Genomic DNA, 12,036 nt, shown 5'->3' on the forward strand with positions numbered 1-12,036 from the left:
CGTTCGTCATCCCTCGCCGGCGGCGGCCTGGATGTCCTTCATCGCCGACTCCCAGGCCTGGTCGGGGTCGGTGCCCTGTTCGACGCTGTTGAGCGCGCCGGCGAAGGTGTTGCCGATGACGCCGCTCTGCGGGCCGTAGACCTGCACCGGCGCGTTCTCCAGCGACGCGGGGAAGATCGTGCCGGCGGGCGCGCCGGAGAAGAACTCCGAGGTGTAGTCGGCGATCTCGGGATCGGTCCAGGTGCTGGTCTGGCTGGGGAAGTTGCCGATCATCTTGTACAGCTCGATGTTCTGCTCGGGGGAGGTCAGCCACTTCGCGAGCTCGGCGGCGGCGTCGGTGTTGGCGCCCTGCGCCGGCACGGTCACGTACGAGCCGCCCCAGTTGCCAGAGCCGCCGGGGATGGTGGCGATGTCCCACTTGCCGGAGGTGTCGGCGGCGTTGGCCTGGATGTAGCCCATCATCCAGGCGGGGCAGGTGATCGTGGCGAACTGGCCCTGCTGGAAGCCGGTGTTCCACTCGGGGGAGAACTCGGCGAGCGCGGCCGACTGGCCCTTCTCGATGGCGTCCACGGTCAGGTCCCAGGCGTCGCGCACGACCGGGTTCTTCTCGACGATCAGGGTGCCCTCGGCATCGTAGTAGGTCTGCGCCTCGTTGCCGAGCACGCCGGTGAACACGTGCCCGCCGGCGTCGAACCACTTGACCTTCGGCGAGTTCGCCAGGAACCGGTCGCCGGTGGCGACGTAGTCCTCCCAGGTCGGCCAGAGCGCGGAGACCTGTTCGCGGTCGGTGGGCAGGCCGGCGGCGGCGAACAGGTCGGTGCGGTAGCACATGGCCAGCCCGCCGATGTCGGTCGGCAGGCCGATCAGCGTGCCACCGTCCGGGGTGGACGCGCGCGCCACGGTGGACTCGGTCCACTGGGAGCTGTCGACGCCGTGGTCGTTGAAGTTCACGAACTTGTCCGGCTGGCCGATGTAGCCCGAGACCTGTCCGACCTCGATGACTTCGAGGTCGGCGGTGCCGGAGCCGGCGGTGAGCCGGGCCTGGAGGTTCTGGTGGTGGGTGCCGAAGTCGCTGCGGTTCTCGACGATGGTGACGTTGTCGTGGGCGGCCTCGTAGGCGTCGTAGAGGGAGCGGTTGTCGGGTAAGGAGAAGTTGTCGCCGTAGACGTTGATCGTCAGGGTGATCTCGGCGTTGGGGTCGGCGGCCTCCTCGCCGCCGCACGCGGTGAGCACGATGGCGCTCACCGCCGCGAGCGCGAGAGCGCTGCCGGGTCGTCGTGACGTACGCATGGTGTCCTCCGTGAGAGCGCTCTCATCGATGGGTCGAAAACTGTCCGGCTCCCCGCACCCGAGACGACGGGTGCGGGGAGCCGGCGCATCGCGCCGCTGTTTCCCTGGTCAGCGGGCGAAGGTGAACCAGTTCACGTTGACGAAGTCGGCCGGTTGACCACTGGTGAAGGTCAGGTACACGTCGTGCACCCCGGTCGTGGCGGCGATGTTGGCCGGCACGGTGCGCCAGCTCTCCCAGCCGCCGGTGTTGCCCACGGCGAAGCTGCCGATCGGCGCGGCGGTCCGCGAGTCCAGCCGGACCTCCACCAGGCCGCTCACCCCGCCGCCCGCCCCGGAGGCCACCCTGGCCTGGAACTGCCTGGCCGGGGTGGAACCGAAGTCGATGTCGTCGTAGCGGGCCCAGTCACCGTTGGCCGCCCAGCCGACGTAGCTGCCGCCGCCGGCGTCGGTCGTGCCGCCGGTCTGCAACCCGCTCTGCTGCTGGAAGTTCTCGGCCTGCAACCGGTCGTAGGCGCTGCCGCCGTCACCCGGCGGCGGCTCCTCGGGGTCGGTGCCCCCGCCGCCCCGGCTCCACACCGCGACGTAGTCGACCAGCATCGGCCGGCCGGGCACGGTCTCGGCCACCGGCGTGGCCCGCCCGGCGACCCCGTCGGGGAACGCGCCGCCGATGGCCAGGTTGAGCAGGATGAAGTACCCGGCGTGGGTGGTCATCTGGTTCCACGTGTCCGCCGGTAGCTGGCTCTGGCTGATCGAGTGGAACTGCTGGCCGTCGACGTACCAGCGCAGCTGGTTGGGCGAGACGCTCTGGTCCCACTCGAAGCGGTAGGTGTGGAACGCCGACTGGCAGCTCGACCCCGGGCACGCGCGGCTGGCGCCAAGGCCGTTGTTCTCGTTGCACGGGCCGCCCGGTGCGACTCCACAGTGGAGCACCGCCCACACGGAGTTGATCCCGTTGACGTTCTCCATGATGTCGAACTCGCCGATGCCCGGCCAGTTCCAGTAGTTGCCCCGGTACGGCGAGCCAAGCGCCCAGAACGCCGGCCAGTAGCCGAGGGCGGAGTTGCCGGTGACGTTGGGCATCTGCACCCGGCCCTCGATGCGCAGCACGCCGCCGGCCGGTGGGCGGAAGTCCCCGCGCCGGGTCTCGATGCGGGCCGAGGTCCAGTTGCCGTTGCCGTCGCGCAGCGGCGTGATCCGCAGGTTGCCCGACCCGTCGACGCTCACGTTGGCCGGGTTGTCGGTGTGGTAGGCGATTTCGCCGGTGCCCCAGTTGGCCGGGCCGCCGGGGTAGCCGTGGCCGATGTCGAAGATCCAGTTCGACGAGGACGGCAGGCTGCCGGCCGAGCCGGTGAAGTCGTCGGCCCAGACCTGGGTCCAGCCGCTGTCCGGCGGCGGGACCGACGCGACCGCCGGGGCGATCGGTTGGGCGAGGGCGAGCACGGCGGCCGCTGCCGCGCCGGCGGCGAGCAGCCGGGCCGACCGGCGTACCGGCCGGCCGGGGGGAGCGGGGGAACGGGTTGTGGCCATGGGCGGTGACCTCCTCGTCACGCTCGGGCAGGGTTCCGAGTGCCTGAACTCAGGCCGCAGATATTGCCGTGGCCAATGGAAGCGCTCTCACGTCTGGTTGTCAACAGGTGGTGACACACTGTCGCTTCTCGATTTCGCCCCGCCTCGGTTACCCTGAAGTAGGTTGAGGCAGGGTGCCGGGAGGTCCTCACCAGGGACTGCGGCACCCATCGCGTGGATCACGCAAATCGTTACACCCGACGCCGAGAATCCACGATCGATGCGTAGCTCAGGGGTTTCGGGACTGTTAAGCTCACGTCAACACGCGGGCCACCGCCGTCCCGCGCCCAGGTACCAACACTGAGCGCGAGGACGACGAGGGAGGTCGACGCGTGATTTTTTCTGCCATTCCCACCGCGCGGGGTCTGTACGATCCCACCGCCGAGCATGACGCGTGTGGCGTGGCCATGGTCGCCGACATACAGGGGCGACGCTCGCATCAGATCGTCACCGACGCACTGGTGGCGCTGGCCAACCTCGAACACCGAGGCGCCGCGGGAGCCGAGCCGACCAGCGGTGACGGGGCGGGAATCCTGCTCCAACTGCCCGACGCCCTGCTCCGCGACGAGGTCGACTTCGACCTGCCGGCCCCCGACGAGCACGGCGCGCACACCTACGCCACGGGCCTGGCCTTCCTGCCCGCCGACCACGACGGTCGCGCGCGGGCGGTCGCCCTGGTCGAACGCATCGCCGGCGAGGAGGGCCTGGAGGTCCTGGGCTGGCGGGAGGTCCCGGTCACCCCGGACGCGGCCGACGTCGGCCCGACCGCGCGCTCGGTGATGCCGCACTTCGCCATGCCCTTCCTGGCCGCCCAGCCCGACGCGGCCGGCGACCGGGCAGCCGGCATCGCCCTGGACCGCCTCACCTTCTGTCTGCGCAAGCGCGCCGAGCACGAGAGCGTGGCCGCCGGCTGCGGGGTGTACTTCCCGTCGCTGTCCGCGCGCACGATGGTCTACAAGGGAATGTTGACCACCGCGCAGCTGCCGGTGTTCTTCTCCGACCTGACCGACGAGCGGCTCGCCAGCGCCATCGCCCTGGTGCACTCCCGCTTCTCCACCAACACGTTCCCGTCCTGGCCGCTGGCCCACCCGTTCCGGTTCGTCGCGCACAACGGTGAGATCAACACGATCCGTGGCAACCGCAACCGGATGCGTGCCCGCGAGGCCCTGCTGGCCTCCGAGCTGATCCCCGGCGACCTGACCCGGCTCTACCCGATCTGCGACCCGGACGGGTCGGACTCGGCGTCGTTCGACGAGGTGCTCGAACTGCTGCACCTGGGCGGGCGCACCCTGCCGCACTCGGTGTTGATGATGATCCCGGAGGCCTGGGAGAACAACACCACGATGGACCCGAGGCGCAAGGCCTTCTACAAGTTCCACGCCAGCCTGATGGAACCGTGGGACGGCCCGGCCAGCGTCACCTTCTCCGACGGGACACTCGTCGGCGCGGTCCTCGACCGCAACGGACTGCGTCCGGCACGCTGGTGGCGCACCACCGACGACCGCGTCGTGCTGGCCAGCGAGACCGGTGTGCTGGACGTGCCGCCGGAGAAGGTCGTGGCCAAGGGGCGGCTCCAGCCGGGCCGGATGTTCCTCGTGGACACCGCCGCCGGCACCATCGTCGACGACGACGAGATCAAGAGCGCCCTGGCCGCCGAACTGCCCTACGAGGAGTGGCTGCACGCCGGACTGCTCAAGATCGCGCACCTGCCCGACCGCGAGCACGTCGTGCAGACCAACGAGTCCGTGCTGCGCCGCCAGCTGTCCTTCGGCTACACCGAGGAGGAGCTGAAGATCCTGCTCTCGCCGATGGCGCTCAAGGGCGCCGAGCCGATCGGCTCGATGGGCTCGGACACCCCGACCGCCGCGCTGTCGAAGCGTTCCCGGCTGCTCTACGACTACTTCAAGCAGAACTTCGCCCAGGTCACCAACCCGCCGCTGGACGCGATCCGCGAGGAGATCGTCACCTCCGTGCAGCGCATCATGGGCCCCGAGCAGAACCTGCTCGAACCCAGCCCGGCGTCCTGCCGGCACATCCAGCTGCCCTACCCGGTGATCGACAACGACGAGCTGGCCAAGCTGATCCACGTCAACGACGACGGCGACATGCCGGGCTACGCCTGCACCGTCATCCCCGGGCTGTACGAAGTGGACGGTGGGGGTGAGGCGCTGGTCGAGGCGATCGCCAGGGTGCGCCGCGAGGCCAGCGAGGCGATCGCCGCCGGCGCGCGGACCCTGGTGCTGTCCGACCGCGACTCCGACCACCGGATGGCGCCGATCCCGTCGCTGCTGCTCGCCGCCTCGGTGCACCACCACCTGGTGCGCACCAAGGAGCGGCTGCGGGTCGCGCTGGTCGTGGAGACCGGCGACGCCCGCGAGGTGCACCACGTGGCGCTGCTGCTGGGTTACGGCGCCGCCGCGGTCAACCCGTACCTGGCGTTCGAGTCGATCGAGAACGAGATCCGCCGGGGCACCATCACCGGCATCGAGCCGGCCCAGGCGATCCGCAACTACGTCAACGCGCTGGTCAAGGGCGTCCTCAAGATCATGTCCAAGATGGGCATCTCGACCGTCGGCGCCTACACCGCCGCGCAGGTCTTCGAGGCGTTCGGCCTGTCCGGCGAGGTGCTCGACGAGTACTTCACCGGCACGGTGTCCAAACTCGGCGGCGTCGGCCTCGACGTGATCGCCGAGGAGGTCGCCACCCGGCACCGCCGCGCCCACCCGGAGAACCCGACCGACCGGGTGCACCGGCGTCTGGAGTCCGGCGGCGAGTACGCCTACCGCCGCGACGGCGAGCTGCACCTGTTCACCCCGGAGACGGTCTTCCTGTTGCAGCACGCGACGAAGACCCGCCAGGAGGGCGTCTACCGCGACTACGTCGCGGAGGTGGAGCGGCTCAACCGTGAGGGCGGCGCGCTGCGCGGGCTGTTCCGGTTCCGCGCCGAGGGCCGCGAGCCGATCCCGCTCGACGAGGTCGAGCCGGCCGAGGCGATCCTGCGGCGGTTCAACACCGGCGCCATGTCCTACGGCTCGATCAGCGCCGAGGCGCACGAGACGCTCGCGATCGCGATGAACCGGATCGGCGGGCGGTCCAACACCGGCGAGGGCGGCGAGGACACCGACCGGCTCTACGACCCGCAACGCCGCTCGGCGATCAAGCAGATCGCCAGCGGGCGGTTCGGCGTGACCAGCGAGTACCTGGTGAACGCGACCGACCTGCAGATCAAGATGGCGCAGGGCGCGAAGCCGGGGGAGGGCGGCCAGCTGCCGCCGAACAAGGTGTGGCCGTGGATCGCGCGCACCCGGCACTCCACCGCCGGGGTGGGCCTGATCTCCCCGCCGCCGCACCACGACATCTACTCCATCGAGGACCTCGCCCAGCTCATCCACGACCTGAAGAACGCCAACGAGCACGCCCGCGTGCACGTGAAGCTGGTCAGTGAGCTGGGGGTCGGCACGGTCGCCGCCGGGGTGTCCAAGGCACACGCGGACGTCGTGCTGATCTCCGGACACGACGGCGGCACGGGCGCTTCCCCGCTGAACTCGCTCAAGCACGCGGGGACGCCGTGGGAGGTGGGTCTGGCCGAGACCCAGCAGACGTTGATGCTCAACGGTCTGCGCGACCGGATCACCGTCCAGGTCGACGGTGCGATGAAGACCGGCCGGGACGTGGTGGTCGCGGCGCTGCTCGGTGCCGAGGAGTACGGTTTCGCGACCGCGCCGCTGATCGTGGCCGGCTGCGTGATGATGCGGGTGTGTCACCTGGACACCTGCCCGGTGGGGGTGGCGACGCAGAACCCGACGTTGCGGCAGCGGTACACCGGCCAGGCCGAGCACGTGGTCAACTACTTCCGGTTCGTCGCCGACGAGGTGCGGGAGTTGTTGGCGGAGCTGGGTTTCCGGACTCTCGACGAGGCCATCGGGCACGCGGAGCTGCTGGACACCGACGACGCGGTCGAGCACTGGAAGGCACGCGGCCTGGACCTGACGCCGATCTTCGCGGTGCCCGAGACCACCTACGCCGGTTCGCGCCGGCGGGTGCGGGGCCAGGACCACGGCCTGGAGCAGGCGCTGGACCGCACGTTGATCCAGCTGGCCGAGGCGGCGCTGGAGGACGCGCACCCGATGCGCCTGGAGCTGCCGGTACGCAACGTGAACCGCACGGTCGGCACGCTGCTGGGTTCGGAGGTCACCCGCCGTTACGGCGGCGACGGTCTGCCGGACGACACGATCCACATCGAACTGGACGGTTCGGCCGGCCAGTCGCTCGGCGCGTTCCTGCCGGCCGGTATCACCCTGGACCTGGTGGGCGACGCCAACGACTACGTCGGCAAGGGCCTGTCCGGCGGGCGGATCGTGGTGCGCCCGCACCCGGACTCGGCGTTCGCCGCCGAGCAGCAGGTGATCGCCGGCAACGTCATCGGCTACGGCGCGACCGGCGGGGAGATCTTCCTGCGCGGCCGGGTCGGCGAGCGTTTCTGTGTCCGCAACTCGGGGGCGGTGGCCGTCGCCGAGGGTGTCGGCGACCACGCCTTCGAGTACATGACCGGCGGCCGGGCGGTGGTGCTTGGCCCGACGGGCCGCAACCTGGCGGCCGGCATGTCCGGCGGCATAGCGTATGTCCTGGACCTGGACGAGAAGCTGGTCAACACGGCGATGGTCGACCTGCAACGTCCCGGCGGCGATGACCTGCGCTGGCTGCGCGAGACCGTGACGGCCCACCACCGCGCGACCGGTTCGGCGGTGGCCGCGTCGCTGCTCGGCGACTGGACCCGCCGCGCGGCGTCGTTCACGAAGGTCATGCCCCGCGACTACCAACGCGTGCTGGACGCGATGCGGCTTGCCGCCGCCGAGGGCCGCGACATCGACGAGGCGGTCATGGAGGCGTCACGTGGCTGACCCGAGCGGTTTTCTCAAGCACGGTAGGAAGGACGCGCCGAAGCGCCCGGTCGAGGACCGGTTGGCGGACTGGCGTGAGGTGTACCGGGACCAGGAGCCGGCGCAGCGGGCGCAGGAGGTCCGTGACCAGGCGCACCGCTGCATGGACTGCGGTATCCCGTTCTGTCATTCCGGTTCGGCCGGGTGCCCCCTGGGCAACCTGATTCCGGAGTGGAACGACCTGGTCCGGGTGGGTGACTGGGCGTCGGCGAGCGAGCGTCTGCACGCCACGAACAACTTCCCGGAGTTCACCGGTCGTCTCTGCCCCGCCCCGTGCGAGGCGGCGTGTGTGCTGTCGATCTCTCCGCTGTCCGGTGGCCCGGTGGCCATCAAACGCGTGGAGGAGGCCATCGCCGACGTGTCGTGGGAACGGGACCTGGTGTGGCCGAGGCAGGCGGCGGTGTCGTCGGGCAAACGCGTCGCGGTCGTCGGCTCGGGCCCGGCGGGTCTGGCCGCCGCGCAACAGCTGACCAGAGCAGGCCACGAGGTCACGGTCTATGAGCGTGACGACCGCCTGGGGGGCCTGCTGCGCTACGGCATCCCCGAGTTCAAGCTGGAGAAGAAGTCCCTCGACCGCCGCCTGGCGCAACTGCGCCAGGAAGGCACCAGGTTCGTCACCGGCTGCGAGGTGGGCGGCACCCAACCAGGCGACCTGTCGGTGGAGTCGCTGCGCGCCAACTACGACGCCGTGATCCTCGCGGTGGGCGCGCTGCGCGGCCGGGACGCCCCCGACCTGCCAGGAAGAAACCTCGATGGTGTCCACCTGGCCATGGACCACCTGGTGGCCGCCAACCGAGAATGCGAAGGCGACGGCCCGACCACCATTTCCGCCAAGGGAAAGCACGTCCTGATCATCGGCGGCGGCGACACCGCCGCGGACTGCTACGGAACCGCCACCCGCCAGGGCGCGCTCTCGGTGACCCAACTGGACCAGTACCCCAGCCCTCCCACGACCCGGGACGACGACCTCTCCCCGTGGCCGGTCTGGCCCTGGATCCTGCGCAACTACCCCGTCCACGAGGAGGCGGGCGAACGCCGTTTCGCCGTGGCCGTGGAACGCGTGACCGGTGAGGACCGGGTGGAATCGGTGGACTTGCGCGAGGTCGTGGTCCGCAAGGACCCGGAAACCGGCGCCCGCGAGGTGGTGCCCGTGGCGGACCAGGTGGAACGAGTCCCGGCCGACCTGGTCCTCCTGGCCATCGGCTTCGAGGGCGTGGAACACCTGCCCCTGCTCGACGGCCTGGGCGTCAGCCTGACCCGCCGAGGAACGATCCCCTGCGGCCCCGACTGGCAGACCCCCACAGAGGGAGTCTTCACCTGCGGAGACGCCCACCGCGGAGCCTCCCTGGTGGTGTGGGCGATCGCCGAGGGCAGGTCGGTGGCGTCCTCGGTGGACGCCTACCTGACCGGTGCGTCGGACCTGCCGTCACCGGTACACCCGACAGCCCTGCCGCTGGCCGTCTGAGGACAGGGACCTGCTGATCACGGCCGCACCGGCCTCGGTGCGGCCGTGGCGACCCAACCCAGCACCACATCACACAGAGGACAACCGCCCCAACAACCCACCGGCAACGGCGAGGTCCCCGGACAATGCCCGATCAGCCAACCCGGGGTCCAGCACGGCGTCCGCGATCTCGAACCCCAGCCGAACCGGTAGATCCATCAGATCGGCCGGCCGCATCCGCAACGCCCGAACCGCCGCCACCAGCTCACAGGCGAGTACCTGCCGATAGGCGACCCCGACCGCAACAGCCTGCCGAGCGGCCTGCGTGGCGAAGCTCGCGTGGTCCTCCACTCCCCGGGACACCACGGCGGTTCCCAACGTCACCGGCAACGCCGCCTGCCGCAGCGCCGCGAGCGCGTCATGTGCCACGTACTCGAGGATCATCACCCCGGAGCTTCCCGGCGGTCCCACGGCCAGGAACGCGGGCAGGTCGGTGAACGACGGCTCGACCAGGTCCCCGAGCCGGGTGGCCGACAGTTCCGCGACGTGGTGAATGGTCGCCCGGGCCCGGTCCAACGCCACCGCCACGTAAGCGGTGTGGAAATGCGCATGGTGGAAAACGTTCCGCGCCGACAGCGACACCATCGGGTTCTCGGTCGCCGAGTTGATCTCCACCCCCAGTACTTCCCACAGGTAGGCCAACGCGTCCAACGCCGGCCCCTGGACCTGCGGGAAGGCCCGTAACCCGTAGGGGTCCTGGATCCGCCGCCCGGGCCGTGGCTCCCCGGTCATCCCGAGCAGCCGGCGCATTTCCGCCGCGCACCGCACTTGGCCCGGGTGCGGTCGCGCCTCGTGCACGGCGGTCGCGTACGCCTCGGCCGACCCGCCGAGCACCACGTACGACAGCGCCGCGACGACGTGGCTCGCCCGCAGCAACCGGTCCAGTTCGAGTGACGCCAGCACGGCTTCGGCCAGGGTCGCGGCGTTGCTGGACATGAACGCGAGCGCGTCGGACGTGTCGAGCGACACCGGCGCGACGCCGCCGGCCAGCCACGGGACCTCACCGGACAGTGCGAGCGCGGTCTCGGCCAGCGCCGTCAGGTCGCCGGTGCCGATGGCGCCGGTGCGGTGGATCCTCGGCACGGATCCGGTGTTCAGCGCCTGGGCGAGGGTGTCGAGCAGGCGGGGGTGGGCGCCGGACCCGCCGGCGGCGAGCTGGTTGAGCCGGATGAGCAGCATCGCCCGCAGTGTTCTGGCCGGCACGAGGTCGCCGGTGCCGCCGGCGTGGCTGCGCAGCAGCCGGCGGCCGTGTTCCGGCCCGGCGTCCTCGTCGACGGTGAGGTCGCGGTTGGCGCCGACGCCGGTCGTGCGGCCGTAGATCTCGCGTTCGGCCGACAGGTCGGTGACCAGTCGCCACGCGGCTTCGGCGCGGTGGGCCGCGTCGGGGGAGACCCGCACGGTCACCTTGTGGTCGGCCACCAGCTCCACGTCGGTACAGGTGAGGGTCCGGCCGTCCACCACCAGTTCTGCCACGTCATTCACCACCACTCGGTCACGTTCACGCCATTGTGGACTCAACACCCGTTCGAGTGACCTGTGATGTCCACCCTGTGTGGCGCCGCACCGGACGCCACTCTCCGCAATCCACCAGGTCTGTTCCAGTAACCATCAGGCAGAACGCTCGTTGACAGTGGTGTCCACCTATCCCCTGCACGGATGACCCCTGAGTGGGTGATCCGGAAGGTAGGTATCCATGCGTAGTAACTGGCGGTCCGCCGTAGCCGTGGTGGCGAGCGGGCTTGCGGTGACGGTGTTCGTGGCCCCCGCCGCCCCGGCGGCGGCCCAGGCACCGTCCGTCGGGGTCCACCACCTGTCCGGCGAGCAGAGCGTCGCCGCGCGATGGACACCCGAGGCCATGCGGGCGGCGATCCCGCTCGACCGGCTGCTGCCCAGGGCCGACACCTCCGCGCTGACCCAGGACGTCCGGCGCGGCGTCTCCCAGGTCGTGCAACCGACGAACTCCCTGCTCAATGACCTGCTGCCGATGGTCTTCCCCGAAGGCGGCGGCGAGTGGCCGGGCGGCGGCGCCGTCGAGGCCACCGCCGGCCGGGTCTTCTTCACCTACGGCGGCCGGCAGGCCTCGTGCAGTGGCAACGCGGTGACCAGCGGAAACAAGAGCGTCGTGATGACCGCCGGGCACTGCGTCAAGCTCGACGGCGCCTGGCACACCGACTGGGTCTTCGTCCCCGGCTACGACAACGGCAGCGCCCCGCACGGCACCTGGACCGCGCGCGCCACCTTCGCCACCCCGCAGTGGACGGCGACCGAGGACATCAACTACGACGTCGGCGCCGCCGTGGTCAACCCGCTCGACGGCCGGAGCCTCACCGACGTCGTCGGTGGCCAGGGGATCGCGTTCAACCAGGACCGTGGCCAGGACATGTACGCCTTCGGCTGGCCGGCGGCCGACCCGTACGACGGCTCGACGATGATCTACTGCAGCGGCGGCACGTTCGACGCGATCATCAGCGACGGCATCGGCATGACCTGTGACATGACCGGCGGGTCCAGCGGCGGCCCGTGGTTCCTCGACTTCGACGAGGGCGCCGGCACCGGGATCCAGAACTCGGTGAACAGCTACAAGATCAACCTCATCACGCTGTGGATGTTCGGCCCGTACTTCGGCGCCGACGCCCAGGGCGTGTACAACGCCGCGCAGGCGGCCTGAGGCAACGGTCCGTGGCGGCCCGCTCGCCCGGGCCGCCACGGGCCTATCCTCGGTGCCGATGAGCACGC

General features: G+C 70.6%; 6 protein-coding genes. 3 read left to right on the top strand and 3 right to left on the bottom strand.

Annotation, left to right across the window (positions count from 1 at the left end; genetic code table 11):
• Positions 1–6: 6 nt before the first annotated feature.
• Together BLA60_RS38685 and BLA60_RS38690 are read right to left on the bottom strand one after the other, a co-directional pair.
• Complete coding sequence (locus BLA60_RS38685; RefSeq protein WP_075138063.1) at positions 7–1,290, bottom strand: ABC transporter substrate-binding protein; 1,284 nt, start codon at positions 1,288–1,290, stop codon at positions 7–9.
• 108 nt (positions 1,291–1,398) lie between these two features.
• The gene (locus BLA60_RS38690; RefSeq protein WP_084736019.1) at positions 1,399–2,817 is read right to left on the bottom strand and encodes a glycoside hydrolase family 16 protein; all 1,419 of its coding nucleotides are present in this window, start codon (positions 2,815–2,817) and stop codon (positions 1,399–1,401) included.
• A 371-nt stretch (positions 2,818–3,188) separates the two neighbouring features.
• Here BLA60_RS38690 and gltB point away from each other — a divergent pair, with 371 nt between their 5' ends.
• Together gltB and BLA60_RS38700 are read left to right on the top strand one after the other, a co-directional pair.
• The gene (gltB, locus tag BLA60_RS38695; protein WP_075138064.1) at positions 3,189–7,757 is read left to right on the top strand and encodes a glutamate synthase large subunit; all 4,569 of its coding nucleotides are present in this window, start codon (positions 3,189–3,191) and stop codon (positions 7,755–7,757) included.
• On the top strand, positions 7,750–9,261 hold the full coding sequence (locus BLA60_RS38700) for a glutamate synthase subunit beta (protein WP_075138065.1): 1,512 nt from the start codon (positions 7,750–7,752) through the stop codon (positions 9,259–9,261). The genes gltB and BLA60_RS38700 overlap by 8 nt, the downstream gene beginning before the upstream one ends.
• A gap of 69 nt (positions 9,262–9,330) precedes the next feature.
• Here the strand turns inward: BLA60_RS38700 and BLA60_RS38705 are convergent, their stop codons facing one another.
• On the bottom strand, positions 9,331–10,764 hold the full coding sequence (locus BLA60_RS38705; protein ID WP_075138093.1) for an aromatic amino acid ammonia-lyase: 1,434 nt from the start codon (positions 10,762–10,764) through the stop codon (positions 9,331–9,333).
• 229 nt (positions 10,765–10,993) lie between these two features.
• Here BLA60_RS38705 and BLA60_RS38710 point away from each other — a divergent pair, with 229 nt between their 5' ends.
• Positions 10,994–11,968: a trypsin-like serine peptidase gene (locus BLA60_RS38710; protein ID WP_075138066.1), complete on the top strand. Its 975-nt coding sequence runs from the start codon at positions 10,994–10,996 to the stop codon at positions 11,966–11,968.
• Positions 11,969–12,036: the final 68 nt, after the last annotated feature.

This window comes from Actinophytocola xinjiangensis, from assembly GCF_001921215.1.
In the GTDB taxonomy this organism is placed as follows: domain Bacteria; phylum Actinomycetota; class Actinomycetes; order Mycobacteriales; family Pseudonocardiaceae; genus Actinophytocola; species Actinophytocola xinjiangensis.